Origin of the sequence: Streptomyces virginiae, assembly GCF_000720455.1 — a bacterium.
Lineage (GTDB): Bacteria > Actinomycetota > Actinomycetes > Streptomycetales > Streptomycetaceae > Streptomyces > Streptomyces virginiae.
In genome coordinates, this window is record NZ_JOAK01000016.1 from 197,722 (window position 1) to 221,269 (window position 23,548).

General features: G+C 74.2%; 19 protein-coding genes. 10 read left to right on the plus strand and 9 right to left on the minus strand.

Annotated features, from left to right (window positions below):
- Positions 1-19: 19 nt before the first annotated feature.
- On the minus strand, positions 20-880 hold the full coding sequence (locus IG86_RS0123180; protein WP_051785343.1) for a Crp/Fnr family transcriptional regulator: 861 nt from the start codon (positions 878-880) through the stop codon (positions 20-22).
- Between the two features lie 432 nt (positions 881-1,312).
- Between IG86_RS0123180 and IG86_RS0123185 the strand changes: the two genes are divergently transcribed.
- From IG86_RS0123185 to IG86_RS0123210, 6 genes are all read left to right on the plus strand, one after another.
- Entirely contained in the window at positions 1,313-2,602 is a 1,290-nt protein-coding gene (locus tag IG86_RS0123185) for an Hsp70 family protein (protein ID WP_051785344.1), read from the plus strand.
- An 87-nt stretch (positions 2,603-2,689) separates the two neighbouring features.
- The gene (locus tag IG86_RS0123190; protein WP_030821791.1) at positions 2,690-3,586 is read left to right on the plus strand and encodes a TRAFAC clade GTPase domain-containing protein; all 897 of its coding nucleotides are present in this window, start codon (positions 2,690-2,692) and stop codon (positions 3,584-3,586) included.
- Positions 3,587-3,659: 73 nt separating this feature from the next.
- The gene (locus IG86_RS0123195) at positions 3,660-4,718 is read left to right on the plus strand and encodes a hypothetical protein (protein WP_030899238.1); all 1,059 of its coding nucleotides are present in this window, start codon (positions 3,660-3,662) and stop codon (positions 4,716-4,718) included.
- Positions 4,719-4,723: 5 nt separating this feature from the next.
- The gene (locus IG86_RS0123200) at positions 4,724-6,385 is read left to right on the plus strand and encodes a hypothetical protein (protein ID WP_030899241.1); all 1,662 of its coding nucleotides are present in this window, start codon (positions 4,724-4,726) and stop codon (positions 6,383-6,385) included.
- Positions 6,382-8,325, plus strand: coding sequence for a dynamin family protein (locus tag IG86_RS40080; protein ID WP_051785345.1), 1,944 nt, complete (start codon positions 6,382-6,384; stop codon positions 8,323-8,325). The genes IG86_RS0123200 and IG86_RS40080 overlap by 4 nt, the downstream gene beginning before the upstream one ends.
- Entirely contained in the window at positions 8,322-9,884 is a 1,563-nt protein-coding gene (locus IG86_RS0123210) for a dynamin family protein (protein WP_030899244.1), read from the plus strand. The genes IG86_RS40080 and IG86_RS0123210 overlap by 4 nt, the downstream gene beginning before the upstream one ends.
- 3 nt (positions 9,885-9,887) lie before the next feature.
- On the opposite strand, the gene IG86_RS0123215 is transcribed toward IG86_RS0123210, so the two are convergent.
- The 5 genes from IG86_RS0123215 to IG86_RS0123235 form a co-directional block, all read right to left on the minus strand.
- Positions 9,888-10,850, minus strand: a complete 963-nt coding sequence (locus tag IG86_RS0123215; protein ID WP_157854868.1) for a hypothetical protein — start codon at positions 10,848-10,850, stop codon at positions 9,888-9,890.
- Between the two features lie 218 nt (positions 10,851-11,068).
- On the minus strand, positions 11,069-11,788 hold the full coding sequence (locus tag IG86_RS0123220) for an RlpA-like double-psi beta-barrel domain-containing protein (RefSeq protein ID WP_420894114.1): 720 nt from the start codon (positions 11,786-11,788) through the stop codon (positions 11,069-11,071).
- A 302-nt stretch (positions 11,789-12,090) separates the two neighbouring features.
- The gene (locus IG86_RS0123225; RefSeq protein WP_030821806.1) at positions 12,091-12,945 is read right to left on the minus strand and encodes a class I SAM-dependent methyltransferase; all 855 of its coding nucleotides are present in this window, start codon (positions 12,943-12,945) and stop codon (positions 12,091-12,093) included.
- 18 nt (positions 12,946-12,963) lie between these two features.
- On the minus strand, positions 12,964-15,417 hold the full coding sequence (locus IG86_RS0123230) for a SpoIIE family protein phosphatase (RefSeq protein ID WP_030899249.1): 2,454 nt from the start codon (positions 15,415-15,417) through the stop codon (positions 12,964-12,966).
- Between the two features lie 255 nt (positions 15,418-15,672).
- A complete protein-coding gene (locus IG86_RS0123235; protein ID WP_063761559.1) occupies positions 15,673-17,793 on the minus strand; it encodes a DUF11 domain-containing protein in 2,121 nt (706 codons plus the stop codon).
- 237 nt (positions 17,794-18,030) lie between these two features.
- Between IG86_RS0123235 and IG86_RS0123240 the strand changes: the two genes are divergently transcribed.
- From IG86_RS0123240 to IG86_RS0123250, 3 genes are all read left to right on the plus strand, one after another.
- Positions 18,031-18,549: a MarR family winged helix-turn-helix transcriptional regulator gene (locus tag IG86_RS0123240; protein ID WP_030899252.1), complete on the plus strand. Its 519-nt coding sequence runs from the start codon at positions 18,031-18,033 to the stop codon at positions 18,547-18,549.
- A gap of 157 nt (positions 18,550-18,706) precedes the next feature.
- Positions 18,707-19,174, plus strand: a complete 468-nt coding sequence (locus tag IG86_RS0123245; RefSeq protein ID WP_030821819.1) for a hypothetical protein — start codon at positions 18,707-18,709, stop codon at positions 19,172-19,174.
- A gap of 108 nt (positions 19,175-19,282) precedes the next feature.
- The gene (locus tag IG86_RS0123250) at positions 19,283-20,134 is read left to right on the plus strand and encodes an NmrA family NAD(P)-binding protein (protein ID WP_338116754.1); all 852 of its coding nucleotides are present in this window, start codon (positions 19,283-19,285) and stop codon (positions 20,132-20,134) included.
- A 249-nt stretch (positions 20,135-20,383) separates the two neighbouring features.
- Here IG86_RS0123250 and IG86_RS0123255 read toward each other — a convergent pair whose 3' ends face one another.
- Positions 20,384-20,905, minus strand: coding sequence for a hypothetical protein (locus IG86_RS0123255; protein ID WP_107056272.1), 522 nt, complete (start codon positions 20,903-20,905; stop codon positions 20,384-20,386).
- A gap of 91 nt (positions 20,906-20,996) precedes the next feature.
- Positions 20,997-21,575, minus strand: a complete 579-nt coding sequence (locus IG86_RS0123260) for a hypothetical protein (RefSeq protein WP_030899256.1) — start codon at positions 21,573-21,575, stop codon at positions 20,997-20,999.
- Positions 21,576-21,921: 346 nt separating this feature from the next.
- Between IG86_RS0123260 and IG86_RS0123265 the strand changes: the two genes are divergently transcribed.
- On the plus strand, positions 21,922-23,208 hold the full coding sequence (locus IG86_RS0123265; RefSeq protein WP_051785346.1) for an extracellular solute-binding protein: 1,287 nt from the start codon (positions 21,922-21,924) through the stop codon (positions 23,206-23,208).
- 86 nt (positions 23,209-23,294) lie between these two features.
- Here IG86_RS0123265 and IG86_RS43055 read toward each other — a convergent pair whose 3' ends face one another.
- Positions 23,295-23,471 carry a hypothetical protein gene (locus IG86_RS43055; RefSeq protein WP_157854869.1) on the minus strand — a complete coding sequence of 59 codons (177 nt, stop codon included), beginning with the start codon at positions 23,469-23,471 and terminating at the stop codon, positions 23,295-23,297.
- Positions 23,472-23,548 lie beyond the last annotated feature (77 nt).

The following is a 23,548-nucleotide window of genomic DNA, read 5'->3' on the forward strand; positions in this document are numbered from 1 at the left end:
GGGAGGGGACGAGCGGGGCTCAGCCCGTCTCGGACAGCGGGCCGTCCTCGTCCGGCGCCGCCGGGGCGGCGGGCGCCGGCCCGCGCGGGGCCAGGGGCGCGCTGTAGGGGCCGGTGGCCGGATCGGTGCGTGACGGGCGCGGTTCCAGCGGCGGCCGCTTGGGCCGGGGCGGCCGCGGGCCGCGCGGCGTGGGGATCCCCGGGAGCAGGCTCTCGTCGGCCGCCGGCCAGCCGCTCTGCCCCGCGATGGCCCGCAGGATGCCGGGCTCGCGGACGACCACCCCCCGGTACTTCGTGGCGACGGCGCCGGCGGCCCGCAGGCTGCGCAGGGCGCGCTGCACGCTGGCGTCGGAGATCCCGGCGAGGGCGGCGAGATCGGCGTGGCTCAGCGGCACGTCGATGCGCAGTCCGTCGGGGACGGCGCGCGCGTAGCTGCGTACCAGGTTGTCGAGGGTCCGGGCGAGGCGGACCGTGGCCGTACCGCTGCTGGAGTCGATGCGGTGGCGCGTGGCTCCGCGCAGCTTGCCGGCCACCGACCGCTGCACGACCTCCGCCGCGGTCGGGCTCTCCCGTAAGAAGGAGCGGAAGGCGGCGGCGGTCAGGACCCGGGTGGCGGTGGGCCGCACCGCCACCACCGTGGCCGACCGCGGCTGGCCGTCCAGCGCGGAGATCTCCCCGACGATCTCACCGTGCACGCGCAGGGCCAGCAGCACGGTCGCGCCGTCCTCGGCGCCACCGAAGACCTTCACGCAGCCCGAGGTGATCAGCAGGGCCGTCGTCTCGGGTCCTCCTTCCCGTATGAGGGTCTCCCCGACGCCGTACGCGACGACGCGGCCGAGGCCGATCAGCGTTTCCCGGTCGTCGGCCGCCAGGTTGGCCATGAGTGTGCCCCGGGGCCAACGACTCGCCGCCGTCGTGTGGTTCCTGGAGCTGGATGGTGTGTGCGTGCGCATGGGATCCCCCCTCGGCTTTCACGCCCGCTCGTGCACGGGGCGGTGCCAGTGCGAGGAACCTAGCGCACGCAGAAGTTGTCCGGGGATCAGATGGACAGACCGGATAAGGCGACGCCCCGGGCCGGTGGAGCGAGACATTCCCCATCCGCACCACAGACCGCTGCACACCCCAACTCGCCTACTCACCAGTCACTTTGTGCGGCACGCGGGGATCCGCCCCGTCCGGACCCGCGTGGCGCCGCGCAGTGGGCCGCATTCCCTCACCTGACCGGTTCTCGACGGGGCCCCTCCGCCACGATGGGGCTCCCGGCGCGGGGACCGCCGGGCCAGGGAGCGGGACGACGTCACCCAGGGGGAGTTGTGGCCAACGGCAGGGGCACCGCCCGTGCGGGACGAGGGGAGCGGGCGTGGTCGCTCGCCGTCGACTTCGGCACCTGTTTCACCACGGCGGCCACGTCCGGGGACGAGACCGCCGCGGGTGCCGTCGGGCCCCGCTCCCTGGAAATCGACAACAGCCGCTGCCTGCCGGCCCTGGTCTGCCTGGACGACAGCGGCGCCCTCCTCACCGGCAGAGCCGCGCAGCAGCGCGCCGCCCACCATCCCGACCAGGCCGAACGCGCCCCCAAACGGGCCCTGGCCCGCCAGTCGGCGGTACTGCTGGGCGGCCGGTCCGTCCCCGCCGCTGAGCTGGCCGCCGCGGTCCTGCGCCGCGTGTACGCGGAGGCCCGCGCCGCGCACGACGGCCGCCTTCCCACCCGTACGGTCCTGACCCACCCCGCCCGCTGGGGCACCGCCGAACGCGACAGGCTCGCCGACGCCGCGGACCGCGCGGGCATCGCCGCTCCCGGCTTCCTGCCCGAACCGGTGGCGGCGGCGCTGCACCACGGCCAGGCCCACGCGGTACCCGAGGGCGGCGCCGTGGCCGTCTACGACCTCGGCGGCGGCACCTTCGACACCGCGGTGCTGCGCCGCACCGCCCGGGGCTTCGACACCGTCGCCATCGGCGGCGACCCCCACCTCGGCGGCGAGGACCTCGACGAGTGCCTGCGCGAGTTCCTCGGCGAACGCGCCGCCGACCGCGACCCCGCCCCCTGGAACGACCTCTGGGAGGACCCCGGTCCGCCCGCGGCCGCCCAGCGGGCCGCGCTCGGGCGGGAGCTGACGGCCGCGCGCGAAGCCCTCTCGCAGACCGGCTCGGTGGACCTCGCCGTGCCCGGCTACCCGCAGCCCTTCCTGATCCGCGCGCACGAGTACCGGGCCGCCGCCGAACCCCTGCTCGCCCGCAGCTACGAGCTGCTCGCGGCCACCGTCGCGGACGCCGGGCTCGACACCGCGGACGTCCACGCGATCGTGCTCACCGGCGGGGCCAGCCGCACCCCCCGGGTGTCCGACCTGATCGCCGAGCGGACCGGGCGGCTGCCGCTGCTCGCCGCCGACCCCAAGTCCGCCGTCGTCCTCGGCGCCCTGGCCGTCCTGCCGCCGGCGGGACCGTCCGGTCCGGAGGGGGCCGCCGGGCCGGCGCACGTGCAGGGCACGGCGCACGCGGGCGGCGCGACGTACGCCGAGGGCCCGGCGGCCCCGGGCGGGCGCGTCCGGCGCTACCTGAACCCGGACGGCGACCTGGGCTTCCGCTTCACCCCGCGGCCCTGACACCGGCGGCCCCCTGACACCCGCCTCCCGCGGCCCTGACACCCGCATCCCCGACACCCGCCTTCCCCACGACGCCGAGGGAGCCCGATGGACATCGTGATGCTGGGCCACAGCGCGGCAGGCAAGACCACCTACGTGTCACTCATGTACGCGGCGATGCGCGACGGCATCCAGGGCTTCAGCCTGCGCACCGACGACGTGCACGTCCACGGCGCGCTGACCTCCGCCGCCGAGGCCGTGCTTCGGGGCCGCTATCCCGACATGAGCAGCAGGCGCCAGGTCTTCGAGTTCGTCCTCCAGTACCAGGGCCGCGACGTGCTGCCCTTCCGGTGGCGCGACTACCGCGGCGGCGCCCTGACGGAGCGGCAGGCCGACAGCCCGCAGGCCGGGCAGCTCCAGCAGGACCTCGTCGAGGCCCAGGGCATCGTCGTGTTCGTCGACGCGCACCGGCTGCTGACCCACAGCGGGTCCGACCGCTACACGCGCCGGATGACCGTACTGGTCCAGCGGGCACTGGAGGCCCGCGGCGACCAGCTCACCCCGCTCGTCATCGCGTTCACCAAGAGCGACCTGCTCGACCTCGACCGGCCGGGACTGCTGGAACGGCTCGTCGAGCCCTTCGACGGCCTGATCGCCGGAGTGGCCCGCACCCAGCACCTGCGCGGCGCCGTGGCGCTCGTGGCCTGCGGCCCCGAACCGGTCAACGTCGCCGTGCCGGTGCTGTGGAGCCTGCACTACGGGATCGTCGGCCGGGGACTGGCCCTGCACTCCTCCATCGAGGAGTCCCTCGCCTCCGCCCGGCGCGCCGCAGCCAACGACACCGCCTGGGACCGGATCTCCAGCTGGTGGAAGGAGGAGAGTTCCTGGGCGGAGATCAGCGCCCGCCACGAGCGCGCCGCGCAGGCCGAGTACGAGCGCCTGGAGCCCCTCTTCGAGCCGGCCGAACGCCTCGCCGGGCTGCTGGACGGCGTCCTCTGCTTCTGAGCGCCCCGCCTCCGAGCCCGTTGCCTTCGAACCCGTGTCCGCACCGTGCCACCGAAACGGGAGAACACCACGCATGAGCGACCACCGGATCACCATGACCATGCTGGGGGCCACCGGCTCCGGCAAGACCACCTACCTGCACGGCATGTACGCCACCCTCTCGATGGGCCTTCGCGGCTACTTCATGTACGCCACCGACCCGGACACCGACCTCGACCTCGCCGAGGCCTGGGAGGCGCTGTGCGCGGACGGCCGGCTGCCGGCGCCGAACAACGAGGACCCGATCGACTACGAGTTCGTCCTGCGCCACGGAGTGACCTCGCTGGTCGACTTCGACTGCCAGGACTTCCGCGGCGGGGCCGCCACCCAGCGCGGCGGCGACGGCGCCCCCGCCGACATCGCGGCCCTCACCGAACGCCTGGAGCGCTCCGACAGCATCTTCCTCGTGCTGGACGGACAGCACGTGGGCCGCTGGGTCGCCGACGACACCCCGGCCCACCTCAACCCCGCCGCCGACCCCATGAAGATCGCCCGCTTCTCCCGGGCCATCTCCAACGTCTGCGACCGGCGCCGGCAGCGGGGCGAGCCGTCACCCTCGATCGTCGTGCTGGTCACCAAGGCCGATCTGCTGGGGGAGATCTCCGGACTGCCCACCCACGAGGCCCTGGAGAAGACCGCGTGCAACCTCTCCAAACTGGTCAAGGTCATCGACTCCGAAGGCGTCACGGCGATGCTCTGCCCCGTCCAGCTGGGCAGCTTCGGCGAGGCCTCGCCCGCCACCGTGGACCCGACGCTCGTCGACCCGCAGAACCTGCACCACCCCATGATCTTCGCCCTGCTGCACTACCTCGACGAGGGCATCGTCCGCCACGGCGAGGAGCACGTACGCGCGGTCGGGCGGCAGCTCGACGAACAGGCCCAGGAGCTGGCCGGGCTGCGCAGCGGCGGCATGATCAGGAACTACTTCAAGAGGAACGAGATCAGCCGCAAGGACGCCGAGATCGCCGCAGGCCGTGAACTGCACGGCGAGGCGCAGGCACGGGTCGCCGCCGCCCGCGTCCGGGCCGAACAACTGGTCGAGGAACTGCGGAACATGCCCGTCTACCGCTCCGGCAAGCTCCAGATCGGCTGACGGCGATGTCGACGGAGCACACCGCGGGGCACGGCCGCCCCGGACCGCTGCCGGGCGGCGGCTGGTCGGCCGTCGTCTACGGCCGGACGCACCGCGTCGACCGCTGGTGGCGGGCACTGCCCGACGGGGCGACCCCCGGGGGACCGCTCGGACGTACGGTCCTCGCCGTGGTCGCCGGCGGTACACGGCTCGACGCCGCGCCCCGCTTCCTGCTGTACCGGGGCGTGCACGGAGTCCTGGTCGGGGTCGCCTGCCAGGTGCCGCGGCTGGGCCCCGAGATGGCGTACGACGAACACGGCCGCCCGCTGTACGGGTTCGTCGGCTGGCACCACCCGGACCGGGCGGCCGCGCACGACCTGCCGGCCCTCGGTGAGCTGGAGGCCGCCTTCCCGCGCTGGGCCGGTGACACCTACCGGGCCTGGGCCGCCCCGGTGTGGGACGTCGCCCTGGAACGGGACGCCGTGACGCTCCCCAGCACCGCGGGGGCGGCGCCCTGGGCGGAGGGCGCGCGGCCGGCCGACTCCGCCGCCGCGCTGCGCTGGCCCACGGCCCACACCGCGGACGTCCACCTGCTGCCGGCGGCGGAGGCCCACGGCCTGTGGGACGCCGCGCTCGCCGCCGGGCCGATGGCGGACTGCGTCCTGACCACCGGCTGGCAGCGGTCGCGCGACGCCCGCGAGCCGGGCCTCACGCACGCCTGCTGCGCGGACGTCACCGAGTACCGGCGCACCCCGCGCACGCCTCCGCCGGCTCCGGCCCGCGCCCCTGCCCCGAGGCCGGTGGGCAAGCCCGTACGGAAGCCGGCGAGGGACCCGCAGCGCCATCCCCGGGACGAGGGCGGGAAGAGCCTGTGGGCACTGGCCGTCGAGGCGTTGCGGTCCGTGGTCGACGGGGGCCGCTCCGACGATCGGCCCGCGCAGCAGCGTGCTGCCCCCCGCCGCCCCGCGGCCGCCGAGTCGTACCTGACGGGCGGCGCGGCGTACGAACAGCCGGAGCCACCCGCCCCGGGACTCCTCGGCCGCACCCGCGAGGTGGAGGCCCAACAGGCCTCGTTCGAAGGCTACTTCGGTGCCTTCGGCACCCCAGGTCCCGGCAGCGCGGCCGAAGCCCTCCCTCCGGATTCCGGCCCGGGAGCGGCCTGGGCCGCCGGGGACCGGGACGCCGCGCTCGCCCCTGGCACGGGCTCCGGCCCGGACGGTGCCCGCGCCCCGGGGGGCCGCGGCGAAGCCGCAGGACCGGGTCCGGCCTCCGGCCCCGGCGCCGAGGACGGTGCCCCTGGCACCGTTTCCGCCCCCGGCGGCAGGGCGGGGGGCCGGCAGGACGGGCCTCCTGCGCCCTCCGGTCCCAACGGCTCGGGTGGTGGCGGCGCGGCCGCAGTTCCGGGTCCGGCCTTCGGCCCGGCGGGTGCCAGCGCCGAGGGCCCGGGAACGGTCTCCGCCCCCGGCGGCGGCGCGTCCGGCGGTCGCGACGGCCGGGCCGGGGCGTGGGGCGCCCTCACCGCCGATGCCGACGGACCGCCCGGCCCCGGCGTGCGGGACCAGGACGGCATCGGCACAGACCCCGGCACAGACACCGACCCCGGCACAGACACCGACCCCGGCACCGACCGCGGCACCGACCCCGATCCGGGCGACCCGTACCGCTCCCGGCCAGGAGGGCCCGCATGACCGACATCCGCCACACCCACCCCCGCGCCGCGGAGGTGCTGCGGCTCGTCGCGGACGCCGCCGTGCTCCTCGACCGCGCCGCCCGCTCCGGCGCCGACGACGGCACCCCGGTCTCGCCGGAGGCAGCCGCGGCCGTCCGCGCCGAGGCGGCCCGCATCCGCTCCGGCGCCGCTTCCCTCGTCGTCGTCGGTGAGAAGAAGCGCGGCAAGAGCTCCCTGATCAACGCCCTGATCGGGCACCGGGACCTGCTGCCCGTGGAGGTCGACGTCGCCACCGGCGTCCACCTCGTCGTCCGGCACGCCGACCGGCCCACCGCCGTGGCACACCTCACCGGCGGCTCCGCCCCGGTACCCGTCGACCCGGCCGACATCGCCGAGTACGCAGCCGTCGACCCGATCACCCAGACCGCCCGCCGCGACGACGTCCACCACGTCGAGGTCGGGGTACCCGCACCCCTGCTCGCCTCCGGGCTGACCCTCGTGGACACCCCCGGCGTCGGCGGACTCGTCGCCGGCCACGCCCGGATCACCATGGCGACCCTCTCCCAGGCCGACGCCCTGGTCTTCGTCGTCAACGGATCCGGCGAACTGACCGCCTCCGAACTCCGTTTCCTGGAGCAGGCCACCGAACGCATCGCCGAGGTGGTCTTCGTCCTCACCCAGACCGACAAGTACCGCGAATGGCCGGCCGTACTCGAACGCAACCGCGCCCTGCTCGCCGAGCACGCCCCCCGCTACACGCAGGCCCCCTGGTTCCCCGTCAGCAGCCGTGCCAAGCAGGACGCGGACGCCGCGGCCGCCGCCGGTGACCGGGAGACCGCCGCCCGCCGCCTGGAGGCCAGCGGCTTCGGCCCGCTGACCGAGGCCCTGTCCGGTCGGATCGCCGAGGAGGCCGCCGGGCTGCGGCTCGCCAACGCCCTCCACGTCACCCTCTCCGTCCTCGCCCCGCTCGCCGCCGTACAGGAACGCCGGCTGCGCTCACTCGCCCAGGACCCCACCCTCCAGGACGAGGTGCGCGGCCACCGCGACGCGCTGCGCACCCTGCAGCGCTCCGACGCCACCTGGCGCGGCAACCTCCGCCAGGCGTCCCGCGAGCTGGAACGCCGACTGCGCGTCGGCTTCCAGCGCAACGTCAACGACCTGCGCCAGCTCGCCGAGGAGAAGATCGCCGCGTCCTCGGGACCCGACCTCGCCACCGAACTGCCCCGCGACCTGGAGGCCGGTGTCGAGGCCATCTGGCTGGACCTGGACAACGCCACCCGGGAGGGAGTCGCCCGGCTCGTCGCCCTCATGGAGCACCAGTGCCGGCTCGACGCCGGCCCGGCCGTCACCGAACTGGCCCTCGCCCGACCCGAACGGCTCGACGCGCTCCCCACCCTGGTCAGCACCGGCCACGACAACCGCGGCGCCCTCGCCCTCGTCGAGCGGGTCATGCCCGCCTGGGGAGCGGGAGGTCTCGCGGCCACCGTGACGGCGCTGGCCACCGGCGGCGTCCTGCTGCCGCTCGCCGCCGGATTCGGCATGATCGCGCTGCTCTCCAACCGCCGCAAGCGCCGTACCGACCTCGGGCGGGTACGCGGCGACGCCATGCGGTACGCACACCGCATGGTGGCCGAACTGACCACCGAGATCCCCCCGGAGATCACCCGCACCGTCGACGACGTCAGCGAACGCATCACGGCGCGCATCACCGACCAGGTGTCCGCCCAGCGCACACTCCTGGAGGGCGAACTGGAGGAACTCCAGCGCAACCTCGCGGCGGGCCGGGAACAGCTCGCCAAGGAACGCGAACGCGCCCGGCGCCGGGCGGCCGCACTGGGCGAACTGATCGCCCGGGGCCGCGACCTCGCCGCCGCCATCGGCCACCCCGCTGCCGCGGCGGCCGCGGCGGCCGCCGCGGCAGCCGCGCCGGAACCCGATCCGGAGCCGGAGTCCGCATGACCTTCGGTCCGACTGACCCCACCGGCCCCGCCGGCCCCACCGGCCCCGCCGCGGCGGGGCCGGCGGGCGAGCTGTGCGGGCGCGTCGACGCCCTGTGCCGCGCCGCCGCCCCGCATCTGCCGCCCGGCGGGCCCGTCGCCTCCGCCCTGGCCGCCGTACGGCTGCGCCTCGCCGAACCGGGCCTGCGCATCGCCGTCGGCGGCCGTATGAACGCCGGGAAGTCGACGCTCGTCAACGCCCTGCTCGGCCGCCGGCTGGCCGCCACCGGCGCCACCGAATGCACCACGCTGGTCGCCTGGTTCCGCGACGGCGTGCAGAACCGCCTGGAGGTGCGCCGCACCGACGGCCGCCGCTACCACGTGCCCGGCCGCCCCGGCGGCGGCATCCCCCGCGACGTGACCCTGCTCGGCTCCCCGCGCGAGGAGATCGAGGAGATCGTCGTCGAGACCACCGGCGGCCGGGACCCGCACCGCCCGTGGACACTGGTCGACACCCCCGGCATGGACACCCTCAGCGGACTCGACGCCGTCGCACTGCGCGCGCTCGGCGCCGCCGACGCCCTGCTGTACGTCATGCCGCACCCCGGCGCCGGGGACGCGGAGGCACTGGAGGCGCTGCGCCGCCAGGCCCACGACCGGATGACCGCCCTCAACGTCGTCGGCGTCCTCAGCCGCGTCGACGAACTCGGCGACGGAACAGGCGATCCCTGGCCCCGGGCCCGCCGCGTCGCCGCCACCTACACCGCCCGGCTGACCGGCCTGCTGTCCGGCGTCGTGCCCGTGGCGGGACTGCTGGCGCAGACGGCGCTGGGCGAGGACTTCACCGAGACGGACGCCGCCCTGCTGGGCCGGCTCGCGACCGCGCCGCGCGAGGACCTGGGGCGCGCGCTGTACTCCCCGCACGAGTTCCTGCACTGGCCGGACGGCCCCCTCGACGAGAGCGGCCGGGCCCGGGTCATGGACCTCCTGGGCTGCTACGGCATCGGCGCCGCCGTGCATGCCGTGCACACCCTGGGTGATCCCGGCGCCCGCGCGCTGCTGGCGGCGCTGCGGGAGGCCTCGGGCGTCGACGCGCTCGTGGACGAGATCCGGCGGCGCTTCGTCGCGGCCGCCGACCGGCTGCGGGCCGCCGCCGCCCTCGGCCTCCTCGACGAGGCCGCGCGCACCGCGCTCGGCGAAGGCGCCCCGGCCCCGGCGGCCCGCGCCCTCGACGACCTGCGCGCCGGCGTTGCCGCCCTGCGCCGCCACCCGCTGCTGCGCCAGACCGAACTGGCACCGGCCCTGGCCGACTTCGCCGCCGGCCGGCTCCGCCTGTCCGAGGCGGACACCCGGTCCCTGCTCAGCCTGGCCACCGGCACCACCACGGCCGCCTGCCTCGGCCTGCCGGAAGCGGCGCCCGGGACGACCGCGTCGGCCCGCGCGCACGCGGCCCGTACCGCGGCCGAGGCGGCCACCCGGTGGCGACGGCTGGAAGCGGGGCCGTCACCGGTCCTGCGACGCCACGCCCGGACGGCCCGCGAGCTGTGCGAGGAGCTCTACTTCAGGGCCGCCCCACCCTGAACATCACCACCGGTCGTGCCCATGGTCGTCGTCCCAGTCCGCCACCGGATGGGGGTCGGGCTCGTGGCCGTTCTCGCCGTGCACGTAGTCCGAGACCGAGGTGTAGCCGGTCCCGTCGGCCGCCTCGATCACCTCGCTCTCGGTGAGGTGCCCGTCGTCCCAGGTCCGCCCGTCGTTGTGGCCGTCGTGGTCCATGTCCGCCAACTCCTCCCCGATGTCGTGGAGATGCCCCTGTTGCAGGTCGTTCCCGTGGTGCCCGCCGTGCGGATCCGCGGTGTGGTTCCCGGGGTCGGGCTGGTGCTGCGCCCGGACCAGGACGTACGCCCCGGACAGGCCGAGGGCGGCGCCGCCCGCCCGTACGCCGCGGCCGCGCCGCGCCGGGAGCGCCCCCGGCGGGGGGACCGCCACCCCGAGCGGAGCCGTGCGGCCCCGGGGCAGCACGCTGATCCACGCGTCGGAGGAGAACCGCTTCTCCGGGATGTCCACCCGCACCGGACGGAACGCCGAGCCGGTCAGACCGCCCGCGCCGGTCGCGAAGGTGTCCGAGTACAGGTCCGCCGACACGATCAGTGCCATGTCGCTGTCCGCCGACTCCGCGAGCGCCGACCGCAGTTCGGCGGAGTCCAGCAGGCGCGAGGCCAGCTCCACCGACCAGGCGACGAAGCCCAGCGGTGCCCGCTGCACCGAGCCCTGCGCGAGCGCGGCGCGCAGCCGGATCTGCTCGTCCGCCGCCGCCCGGGCGTTGAGCACGGGCAGCATGTCCCGCAGCCCCTGCACCAGTCCGGGCACGGCCTTCGCCTCGTCCACCCCGGGGGGAAGCAGGAGCAGCTGACCGTCGCCACGGTCCTGCCGGGCGCACCCCTGCCGGCGCACTCCGCCGCGCTCGCAGGCGTAGTCCAGCGCGTGGGCGACCCCGTCCTGCACCCGCATCTGGGCCCGGTGACTGCGCCCGCTGTACTTCTCCACATCCACGATCAGACACAGCCGGCGCTGCCTGCCGCCCTGTGCTCCCGTTCCGCGGCCCGCCATCGGCATCCCCCCGCATCGAGCGTCCGGGCCGCCCAGGCTAGCGCCGCACCCCTGCCCCGCGGGGCTCTTTCGCAAGGGTCGGCGCCATGGCGGGAGACGGCTCGCGCCGCGCCCCACCATGGCGCCGTCAGCCTTGAACAGGCCTGCCGCAGCGGTCAGTTCACGCGCTCGATGCGGGCCCGCCGGATCAGGTTCTTGCCGGGTTCGCGCACCTTGTCGAAGGCGGCGTTGTTGAGCAGGACGCAGCTGCCGGACGGGCCGTTCACGGTGACGGTGGTGGCCTGGCCGTTGTCGAGGTTCGTGACCTTCAGCTTCGTCCCGACGGGGAAGGTCCCGCTGGTCGCCGCCGGGGCGCCGGCTTCACCCGACAGCGTCACCGTCGACCCCGGACACACGACCTCTCCGGCGGCCGGCGGGGCCTGCCCGCCCGGCGCCGCGGACGGAACGGCCGGCTTCGCCGGAGCGGCCGGGGCGGCCGGGGCGGCCCCTGTGGCCGGAGCGTTGCCGCCGCCCACGCGCTCGACGCGGGCCCGCCGGATCAGGTTCTTGCCGGGTTCGCGCACCTTGTCGAAGGCGGCGTTGTTGAGCAGGACGCAGCTGCCGGAGGGGCCGTTCACGGTGACGGTGGTGGCCTGGCCGTTGTCGAGGTTCGTGACCTTCAGCTTCGTCCCGACGGGGAAGGTCCCGCTGGTCGCCGCCGGGGGACCGGCTTCACCCGACAGCGTCACCGTCGACCCCGGACACACGACGTCGGGGGCGGCGGCGTTGCCGGTCGCCATCGTGACCACGACCCCTCCGGTGACCAGGGCTCCCGTGCTGACAGAGAGCACGAGCTTCTTCGTAAGACTCATCGTCCGTTTCCGGGACATTGACACTCCTCGATCGGATGGGCACGGCCTCCCCTTCGTCCTGCATACGCCCGCCGTCACAGACGAGTTCGGTTCTTGTCGCCGTGTTACAAATCCGGCGGTGACGTGGCCCGCGGATGCTGCACGCGGCATGACGTCGAGGACCCCGGGCCCTTCAGAGGTGTGCGAACGCGCAGGTGGCAGCCCCCGCCGCCACTGATGCCCCGCCACGTGTGCGGCGCCCGCGGCGACGGCCGGACCGCCGAGGAGGATGCGGGGCCGCCGGGATCCTTAAGGCTCAGTTGATCCCGCCTTAACCCTCGGCGGCGTCAGGCGCGCGTCGCCCGGACGATCCAGACCGCCGACGCGTAACGCACCCCGTCGTCGCTCTCGTGGGCGGTCAGGGTGGCCCTCAGATCGTCGGTCGCACGACGCCGGCCCTCGTCGTCGAGACCGTCGAGCATCCAGCCGTGCAGGCCCAGCGTGAACCGCTCCGCGTCGGCCGCGTCCTCACCGAACCACATCGCCTCACTGTGCGGCTCCAGCCGGACGTCCGTGAAGCCGGCGGCGCCCAGAACCTCCCGTACGCGCGCGGGGTCGGCCAGCGAGAACGGCCCGGGCGCGCCGGGCGGGGGCCCGGCCATCGGACGTCCCGCGGCCAGGGCCCGCGTGAAGGCGAGGAACCACTCGTTGCCCTCAGCCTCCTGCCAGACCAGCTGTACGAGGCGTCCGCCGGGGCGCAGCGCGCCGCCGATGTTGCGGAACGCGGCGACCGGGTCGGCGAAGAACATCGAACCGGTGCGGCTGACGGCCACGTCGAACGACGCCGCGGGGAAGGCGTGGACCTGGGCGTCCCCCTGCACGAACTCGGCGTTGTGCACGCCCTCGGCGGCCGCCCGCCGCCGCGCCACCTCCAGCATCGCCGAAGACAGGTCCACGCCCAGCGCCCGGCCGCCGCTCGCCCGCCGCGCGGCTGCGCGGGTGGTCTCCCCGGTGCCGCAGCCGATGTCCAGCACCCGGTCGGCGGGGGAGATGCCGGCCGCGGCCAGGAAGTGCGTCCGGTAGGGGCGGATCGCGCGGTCGAACCGGTCGGCGTGCTCCGCCCAGTACGCGCCCTCCCGCCCGTCCCAGGCACGCGCCTGCTCGGCGTTCGCGGGATCGACCCGAGGAGTGCTGCTGCTCATGGCCACCACCTCCTGTGGTCAGGCGAGGGGAAGGTTCTGTTCGGACCAGACGGTCTTGCCTCCCATGGTGTAGCGGCTGCCCCAGCGGTGCGAGAGCTGGGCGACGATGTACAGGCCGCGACCGCCTTCCTCGGAATTCCTCGCGCGCCGCATCCTCGGCTGCGTGTTGCTGGAGTCCGAGACCTCGCACGTCAGGGTGTCCGCCCGGATCAGGCGGAGCCGGACCGGGCCGCCGGCGTGGCGGATGGCGTTGGTGACCAGCTCGCTGACGATGAGCTCCGTGCTGAACGCCAGCTCGTCGAGGTCCCAGGCCGTCAGCTGGGCCAGGACGAGATGACGCGCGTCGGCGACGACCGCCGGGTCGGCGTCGAGCAGCCACGTCGCGAGGGAGCCGGTGTCCACCACCCGGGTACGGGCCAGCAGCAGCGTGACGTCGTCCCGCAGCCTGCCCGGTGGCAGCCCCTCCACGATGTCGTGCCGGGCCTGGCGCAGCGGCCTGCCGAGGACGTCCGAGCGCTGCAGCCGCTCCGCGAGGTCGCGCATGCCCTCGTCGACGTCCCCCTCCCCGCGCTCGATCAGGCCGTCGGTGTACAGGGCGAGGACGCTGCCCGGCGGCAGATCGAATTCGACCGGCTCGAAGGGCCAGCCGCCGACCCCCAGCGGAGGACCGGGGCTCAGCTCGACGTACTCCACCGTTCCGTCCGTGCCGACGACGGCCGGCGGCGGGTGTCCGGCGCTGGCCATGACGCAGGTACGGGCGACCGGGTCGTACACGGCGTACAGGCAGGTGGCCCCGGCCGGACCGCCGGGCAGTGCAATGCCCGCGTCGCCGTCGTCCGGGTCCTCGCTCTCGGCCTCGGACGCGACCTGCACGACCATGTCGTCCACGTGCGCCAGCAGTTCCTCCGGTTCCAGGTCCAGGTCGGCCATGGCCCGTACGGCGCTGCGCAGGCGCCCCATCATGGCCGTGGCGTGCAGACCGTGACCGGCGACGTCGCCGACCACCAGGGCGACACGGGCCGACGACAGGGGGATGACGTCGAACCAGTCGCCGCCGACTCCGCTGTCCGCGTCGGCGGGCAGGTACAGACCGGCGGCTTCCACCGCGGGCTTCTCCGAGGTGGCCGGCGGCAGCAGGCTGCGCTGCAGGCCGACGGCGGTTCGGCGTTCCTTGGTGTACCGCCGGGCGTTGTCGACGGCGACGGCCGCCCGGGCGGCGATCTCCTCCAGCAGGGCCAGGTCGTCGTCCTCCAGCGGAGCGGACTCCCCGGTGCGCCAGAGCGTGAGCCGTCCGAACCTGATGCCCCGTGCGCACAGCGGGGCCGTCATCGCCGAATGCGCGCCCGGCACGGCCCCGGCCCACTCCGGGACCGCGTCGTCGCCGGACTGCGCGGGCCGGTCGCCGAGTCCGGTGACCAGCTCTCCCCGGCACGCCCGCTCCGCGGACGCGGAGGGCGGCCCCGCGAACCGGGTCGTCGTCCCCGTACGCAGCACATCCGGTTCCGCCCCGGCGACGGCCATGCGGATCAGGGGCAGGGGGAGGTGCCCGTCGGCGGTCGGTTCCCCGCCGGTGAGGACGGTCTCCGCCAGGTCCACCGCGGCGCAGTCGCCGAACGTGGGCGCCAGGACCTTCACCAGGTCCTCCACGGTGCGCAGGACGGACAGGGAACCGCCCAGCGCCCCGGTCGCGCGGTAGAGGAGGTCCAGGCGCCCGCGCGAGCGTTCGTGCTCGGTGACGTCGGTGAACACCGCCGCCACACCCATCGGCCGGTCGTCGGGCTCCTGGAGCCGGAACGCCTGGATGGTCACGATCCGGCCGCCCCTCGGATCGTCCAGGGTGCGCACGGTCGTGTTGAAGCCGATCAGGGGCGTCCCGCTGTCAAGGACCTCCCGCAGCCGGTCCTCGACGGCGCGCGCGTCCTCGGCCCACAGGAAGTCGGCCAGGCGCCGGCCGTACAGGTCGACGGGCACCCCGGTGTACGGCAGCAGGTGCGTGTTCGTCCGCAGCAGGCGCAGGTCCCCGTCGAAGACGGCCAGGCCCACCCGGCCCTGGAGGAACAGTTCCCGGGTGAAGGCCTGGTCCTGCCGCCACCGGGCGACCACCTCCACAGGCGCGCCGATCACCAGGCACCGGGCGGCCTTCCCGGGCGCGCCGTCGTTCAGCGGGACGACGCGGAAGCCGATCTCCAGCTCGCCGCCCGAGCCGTGCCGCACGGTGGCCCGGCCCGCCCAGCCGTCCCGGCCCGCGCACCCGCTCCGCCCGCCCTGGGCCAGTACCGCCTCCCAGCCGCCGGTGTCCGCGTCCGCGAGGAGGTCCCGTACCGGCCGGCCGCACACGTCCGCGGACCGGCGTGCCAGGAGGGCTTCGGCCGCCGGTGTCCAGGCGAGGACCGTCCCGGCATCGTCCAGCAGGGCCGCGGCCGTGTTCGTGACGGCGAAGGGATAGTCCTGGTTGCTCTCGCTGGCGCGCATGCGTGCCCATCTCGTCCGCCGGTCCCGCTGTCCCCATGCTGGCCGATGTCCGGGGCGGGAGCCAGAGGCATTGCGCCGTCCGGTACCGCTTCGGGCGTCATTCCCAGTGTCGCGCGGACACGCCCCGGGCAGCACGGAGCGGGGCGTGCCAACCCCCTAGGGAGTGTCCGCAAAGTAGCGTCGGCCGCCCGGAGGGCGCGCGTGCCGGACCCCGCCGCGCAGGCGGGACTTTGCGGACACGACCTAAAGGTTGTTTCACAAGGTCGTCTGGATCGATACGCCGTCCGCTATATGCAGGTTTACCCCCGGCGCTTGCCTGCCGAGAATCCGGGCAAATCGTCGGGCGTCACCCGGGTCGGTCGTGCAGGTGTCGCTGCCGAGGCCGCCGTTCGCGGTGTCGTTGCCGGAGACGGCGTCGACCGTGTTGAGGCGGTCGTTGCCGTAGTAGCCGAGCAGGGTGTCGTTCCCGGTGCCGCCGTTGAGCGTGTCGTCGCCGTAGCCGCCGTCGATGTTGTCGTTGCCCGCACCGCCGTGCACGGTGTCGTTGCCGTAGCCGGGGCGGATCGTGTCGTTGCCGCCGAGTCCGCAGATCACGTCGGTGAAGTAGCCGCCGGTCAGGGTGTCGGCGCCGCTGGTGCCGATGATCGTGCAGCCGCGGGCGTTGTTGACGGTGGTGTTCGCCGTGGCCCCGTCGTTGCCGGGCACCGGGTCGGTCTCCGCCGCGTCCGCGGTGGCCGTGTCGGAGAGGGTGCCGGTGCTGCGGGGCTCGGCCACCAGGGTCACCGTGGCGGAGGCGCCGGCGGCGAGGGTGCCCAGGGCGCAGCTCGCGCTGGTGGCGGTGCGCGTGCAGGTGCCCTGGCCGGGCGTGGCCGACAGGAGGGTGCCTCCGGCCCCGGAGAGGGTGTCGGACAGCGTGACGGCCGTCGCGGGGGTGGTGGTGCTGTTGTTGCGCACCGTCACGGTGTAGGTCGCCTGGTCGCCGATGCTGACCGTGGCGGCACCGGACACGGTGACGGCCAGGTCGGCGGTGGGCGGTGGCGTGGTGGTGCCGCCGCCCTCGTACCGGGCCAGCGCGAAGTCCTCGCCCGCCCCGCCGCCGCCCGCGGCGAGGATCCTGCCGTCGGGCAGCAGCGCCACGGAGTGGGCCAGGTCGGCGCCTCCCAGGTTCGTGGCGACCGCGCCGTCGCCACCGCCGAAGCCCGTGTCCAGGCTGCCGTTGGTCAGGTAGCGGGCCAGGGCGAAGTCGCCGTTGCCGCCGCCGGCGGCGACGAGCTTGCCGTCGGACTGCTGGACGACGTCGTACGCCGAGCTGCCGCCCTGCGGGCCGCCGAGGTTGGTCGTCACCCTGCCGTCGCCGTCGAAGGTCGTGTCGGGGGTGCCGTTGGCGTTGTAGCGGGCCAGCGAGAACACCCCCGGGCTGGAGCCGCCGACGGCCACGATCCGGCCGTCCGACTGCACCACCACGTCCTGGGCGGTGTCCATGGCCCCGAAATCGGTCGTCACCCTGCCGTCGCCGCTGAAGCTCGTGTCCGGACTGCCGTCGGAGTTGTACCGGGCCAGCGCGAAGTCCCGTACGAGGCCCTCGGTGGTGTCGCCGGCGGCGATGATCCTGCCGTCGGGCTGGAGCGCCAGTCCGTACGCCGTGCTGCCCTCCTGGAGGCCCCCGAAGTCGGTGAACAGCTTGCCGTCGCCGTCGAAGGTGGTGTCCAGGCTGCCGTCCACGGCGTTGTACCGGGCCAGCGCGAACACGCCGCCGACACCGCCCGCGGCGACGATCTTGCCGTCGGCCTGCACGGCCACGTCGGAGCCCTGGTCGGCGCCCCCGCCGCCGAAGTCGGTGACCGCCTTGCCGTCGCCGTCGAAGGTCGTGTCCAGGCTGCCGTCCGGGTTGTAGCGGACCACCGTGAACCAGGCGATGCCGCCTTCGAGGTTCTCGCTGACTCCCACGACGACGATCTTGCCGTCGGCCTGCAGGGCCACGCCGTTGGCGGTGTCGGAGCCGCCGGCGATGTCGGTGGACACCTTTCCGCCGGTGCCGAAGGTGGTGTCCAGGCTGCCGTCGGCGTTGTAGCGGACCGCCGCGAAATTGCCGACGAAGTCCGACACGTCACCGCCGACGGCGACGGTCTTTCCGTCGGGCTGCACCACCGTGTCGGCGGCGGCTTCGGCGGAGCCGAGGTCGGTGGTCACCAGCCCGTCGCCGCCGCCGAACGTGGGATCCAGGTCCCCCGGGGCGGCCAGCGCGGTACCGGGCAGGGCCACGGCGAGCGCCAGGCCCAGCACCACGGCCGCCCCGATCCGGTCGGCGCGGCGCCGGCGGCCGCCTCCCGCGTCGCGTCCGCGGGTCCTGCGCACACCCCAGGTGAATGTCGACATGCCGACCCCTCTGCCGCTGCTCGCGCTGCCTTCGGTCACCGCTCGTGACGGGCCACAGCTTCCGGCCGCCGCTGCGGCGGGACCCCGGCGGCTCGCCGGACTCGCCCGGCCGGAGACGGCGGTTCCACTCGACCGCCGTACAACGGAACCGGTGTCGAGGACCGGTGCCGACGCCCGGCCGGCCCGGCCGGCCCGGCCGCCCTGGACAACAAGGTAGTTAGGTGCCATATTAAATGCATGACGAAGGACGGGGCGGGCGACGAGACGCCCACACTGGAGCAGGCCAGGCGCCAGGTCGAGCACTACGGCCTGGACGCCGACCCGCAGGCGGTGCTGGTCGCGGTGCGGCTGATCTCGGCGGGTGCGAGGGTCGGCCGGGCGGCCGAGGCGCACTTCGCCCGGTTCGGCCTGTCGACGGGCCGCTACCGCCTGCTCGCCGACCTCGAGGACCACGGCGGCGAGAAGTCCCCCTCACGCCTCGCCGCCGACCTCGAGGTCTCCAGGGCCACGGTCACCGGCCTGCTGGACGGCCTGGAACGTGAAGGTCTGATCGCCCGGCGCCCGTCCGCGGAGGACGGCCGCGGGAGCGTCGCCATCCTGACGGCGCGTGGTGCGCAGCGTCTGCGCGACATGGCGCCCGAGCATTTCGGGCGGCTGGAGTCGATGGTGGGCGGGCTCTCCGTCGAGGAGCGCGCCGTGTTCCTGGACCTGCTCGCCCGTGTGGTGCGCGGCAGCGCGGCCCTGGCCGCCGACTGACCCGGCGCCCGGCCCTTCCGGCCCCGCCCCTTCCGGCCCCGCCCCTTCCGGCCCCGCCCCTGTGGGCAGGGCCTTTTTCTTCACCAAGTAGTTAGCTTCCTAATTATCTTGCCGGGACTCACCTCCCCCGACCGGGAAAGGGGCCGTCGTGCCCGCAATGAAGGACAGCACCAGAGCCGGCACCGGCCGGGGCCGACCGGCGCCCCGGCCCTTCGTGCTGTGGCGCGAGGTGCTCACCGCCTACGCCGCCCCGGCGCTGACGGCCGGCGCCGCCGGTGTCGCCACCGGGCAGCGGGACCTGGCCGTGGCCGCCCTCACCTCCATCGCCGGCACCTCCGCCGTCGTGGCCCTCGTCGTAGGCGCCTGGCTGCGGCACGGCGGACGGCCCCGACGGTGGACCATCGTCCTGCCGAAGGCCGCCGTGACCGCCGTACTGGTCCTCGCCGCGACCGGCGCCGCGGCGCTGCTGGGTTGGTTCGCCGCCCAGTGGCTGCCGGCCCACACCCTCCTTCCGGCCGTCGTCCGGCCGGAGCGCCTGCGCATCGACCTGCCCCTCTCCGCGGCACTCGCCACGACCGTCGTCACCCTGCGCTGGCGAAGCACGGTCGCTACGCAGCGGCCGTAGCGGAGGTCCTGTCGATCAGGCCGACAAGCCCCCCTCGACGTAGCCGACCCCCGGGCGGCGATGCCGCCGCGCAACCACCAGGAATCGAGGACACCGATGATCGTCGTCATGGGAGCCACCGGAGCGACGGGCAACGCCCTGCTCCACAGCCTCCTCGCGCTCGGCGCACCCGTGCGCGCACTGACCCGTACCCCGCACGAGCCGATACCCGGCATCGGCGCCGCACACCGCGCCCGCCCGGAGGTCCGGTACGCCGACGCGGCCGACCCCGACTCGCTGCTCGCCGCCTTCGAGGGCGCGAGCCGGCTCTTCCTCACCATGGCCAACGGCCCCGCACAGGTCGAACTCGAAACCCGGGCCGTCGACATGGCCGCCCACGCCGGTGTCGAGCACGTCGTCAAGATCTCCGCACCCGCCGCCGAACCGGCCTCGCCGGTCGCCGTCTCCCGCGGGCACCACGCCGTGGAGGAGCGCCTGCGCGCACGCGGGCTGAGCCACACCGTCCTGCGCCCCTACGCGTTCATGCAGAACCTCCTGCGGCTGGCCCCGGGCATCGCCCAGGGCGTCATGCTCGGCGCGATGGGTCGGGCGCCCTGCAACTACATCGACTGCCGGGACATCGCCGATGTCGCCGCCGCCGTGCTCACCCGGCCCGACATAGAGGGCGGTGCCTTCGCCCTCACCGGGCCGGAGGCCGTCTCGCATGGCGAACTCGCCCGTCGAATGAGCGTATTGACGGGCCATCCGGTCCGTTACGTGAACCTCGCCCCGGACGAGCTGCGTGACCACCTCGTCCGCCACGCCCGCATGCCCGCCTGGCTCGCCGACCATGTGACGGAGATCCAGCAACTCGCCGTCGCCCGACCCGAATACCCCAACGACACCGTCTCGCGCATCCTCGGCAGACCGCCCCGTACCCTCGACGCCTTCCTCCACGAACACCGCGACAACTTCCGCTGACGGGGGGAGCCGCACCGCGGCCTCCCGTACGGTCGGTCCGTGATGATCAAAACGGGCGACCCCCGCACTCTCGGTGTCCCTTCCTCCGAGGCGCGGCTGCGCTTCGACGCGGAAATGCACGAGCTGGGCGGCGGGCCGCGGCGCCGCTTGCTCATGGTCGACGACGAGCCCGCCTTCGAGCTCAGCTTCTATTGCGGAACGTGCCCGCTCCTGTTTCGCCGACTGGAAACCGCGCGAGACCCCCGACCGTCACGCGGTGGGATCCACGTTCCACGTCGCGGGCAGATCGCTGCCGCAGAAGACGCAGATGAAGTCGTCCTCACGCACGATGTTGTGCTCCTGGCAGTCGGGGCACCGCCGGAATACAACCTCGTGGGTGAAGCCGGAAGGCCGCCGGAGCTCTACAGCGTCCAGAGCCTTGGCGACCTCCGCCCAGGAGTTGACGTCCGGGCAGTACCCGGTGGACTGGTTGCTGACCTCGCTCACGGTCCACCGGTCTGCCTCGCGCATGAAGCTGATCTCGCCGGCACTCAGAACCATGTCTCCGCCGGCACAGGCCACGTGCTCACTTCGCCGCGGGGCCAGCCGAAGCACACTGTCCATATCGATCACGAAGGTGAACGGTTCGGTCAGTTCCGCCGCCGATTGCTCCACGATCCAGCCACCGAAGTCAGTCGCCGAGCCGATCCGACGGCCGCCCTCACCGGGCCGCACCGCAGCCTTCAGCTCAACCGGTCCGACATATCGGTAACTCCGCCCCCGCGCGTTCACGTCAGCCAACCTAGAGCACTTCCGACACACGGCCTAAAGGTTGTTTCACAAGGTGACCGAGCCCTGAGCGGCAGGCTCGGACCGACTCGACTCAGGACGATTTGCCCGGATTCTCGGCAGGCAAGCGCCGGTCGAGGGCGAGTTCCCGGTCCACCGCGTAACTGGTGCGCATGGAGGCGTCGGTGACCTTCTGCCAGGAGCCGTACTTCACGTAGAGCTGGTCGGCGGTGGGGCCGAGGGGGTTGCCGTACTTGGCCGTGTTGCGCTCCTCCAGTACGCGGACCTCCTCGGGCGTCATGCCCGCGCGGGTGATCTCCTTCGCCTGGTTGCGCATGTCGACGAGCTCCCGGGCGATCTCCTCGTCGGAGGCGCCGGCTTCGCGCATGTCGGCCTCGGTGCGGTGCATCGCCTCCAGCAGGTCGTGGTAGCGGATCCGGGTCCGCTGCGCCTCCACCTTCTCGTCCATCGGCAGGACGCGGATACGGCACACGACCGGATCGGTGCTGGGGCAGGGATCGTCCGCCGGGACCGGCGGGGCCAGGGGCGCGGTGATGACCGAACCGCAGGCGTCCGCGCCGGTGGCGGCGGCAGTGCCGCCCGTGGCGAGGAGGGCGACGGCGGCCACGAAGGGGAGGAGGGCGCGGCGGGGCAGGGTCGAGGAGAATCGCATGCGCGCATCCTCGACCCGGCCCGCCCCGGCTCGGCGCCGACTCCGCCGGGGAGCTTCCGGCTCACTCGAACGTGGGCAGGCGGAGCGTTTCACCATCCCGCCGAACGGGCCCGCCGAACAGGTCCGCCCCGTCACCGTCCGGTCTACGCGCGTCGGATCGGCCGGCGGCTCGTCGGAAGCCACAACCGGACGGTCCTGACCCTGGATCTTCGGCCACACCTGCTCCGCGAGCGGAATCAATCACTCCACCTCAGGAGATGATTCCGGCCACCGGGCCGCAGAGCACCCCCGGCAGGGTGCGTCGCCGTGCGCGGGAACATCCAAGCGACATCAGGGGAATACGCTCGTGCGACGAAAGATCTTCGGGCCGGCCGCCACCGCGCTCGTACTCGGCCTCCTGCCACAACTGTCCGGATGCGGGGCTTCGGGCGGCGGCGCGGATGACGGCGGAACGCTCCGCCTGGTGGCCGCCGAGTACGGCGACACTCCGGCCACCAGTTCCAAGGCCTACTGGGAGAAGGTGACCGGCGCCTTCACCGACGCCAACCCCGGCATCAGGGTCGAGGTCCGGCTGCTGCCGTGGGCGGACATCGACCGTGAGGTCTCCCGCATGGTCAAGGCGGGCGAGGCGCCCGACGTGGCGCTCATGGGCTCCTACTCGGACTTCGCCGCGCAGGGGAAGCTGTACTCCGCGGAGGAGCTCCTGTCGGTCGGCGCCGAGGCGAACTTCCTCCAGCCGCTCGCCGACGCGGGGACCTTCGACAACCGCCTCTACGGCCTGCCCTTCGTGGCGAGCAGCCGTCTGCTGTTCTACAACAAGGCGCTCTTCACCAAGGCCGGCGTCGCCGCGCCGCCCAAGACCTGGTCCCAGCTCAAGGCCGCCGCCAAAGCACTCAAGGACAAGGGCGTGAAGTACCCGTACGCCCTGCCCCTGGGCCCGGAGGAGGCGCATGCCGAGGCGCTGATCTGGGAGCTCAGCAACGGCGGCGGCTACGCGGACGGGCGGGGCAGCTACAGCCTGGACTCCGAGGAGAACGTGCGGACCTGGCAGTGGGTCAGGGACAACCTGGTCGCGCCGGGCCTGGTCGGACCCACTGCGCCGTCCGAGACGAACCGCGCCGACGCGTTCGCCGCGTTCCTGCGGGGCGAGGTCGGCATGCTCAACGGCTACCCGTCACTCGCCCACGAGGCGGCCGCGAAGGGGATCGACGTCGGGACCGTCGCCATGCCCGTCTCGGACTCGCTGGGCAGTGAGGAGAGCCCGCCGACCGTGGGCGTGGCCGACTGGATGGTGGCCTTCAAGCAGAACGACAAGCGGGCCGAGATAGGAAAGTTCCTGGAGTTCGTCTACCAGGACAAGAACCTGGCGGACTTCGTGGACCGCTACCACCTGCTGCCGGCCACCGCCTCCGCCGCGCGGACCCCGGCTGGCGGCGGCCTCAGCCAGACCGACGAGGACTTCCTCAGCGCGCTGCGGACGGCCCGCCTCTATCCGGTGAACGACCCGTCGTGGGTGGCGGTCAGCGACGCGATCAAGCGCAACATCGGCCGCGCCGTCGCCCCGGGCGGCGACCCGAAGGCGGTCCTGGAGGACATAGCGCACAAGGCGGAGCTGGCCGCCGACAAGCGTTGAACGCTCCGGGGCGCGGCCGGGGGCGCGCCGCGCGGGAACCTCGCGGTTCTGGCGGCCGCGCCCGGGCCGTCCACGCCCCGGACGCGTCACGGTCCCCAGGGTCGAAGAGCGCTCCAGGTGCCGCCGGTCGCGGCGAACACCAGCTCGGAGCCCTCGAAGGCCTCTCGTGCGTTCCCCGGGCGCAGGCTGCCGAAGCGTTCGGGGCACAGGTCCACCTGCAACAGCCCGTCGAAGCGGGTGAACTGCGGGGGGTCGTAGAGCACCCAGGCGAAGCCGCGACCCGTCCCCGCGTCTTCGGACCGAATTCCTGATCGAGTACGACCCGGCGGACGCAGGCGTC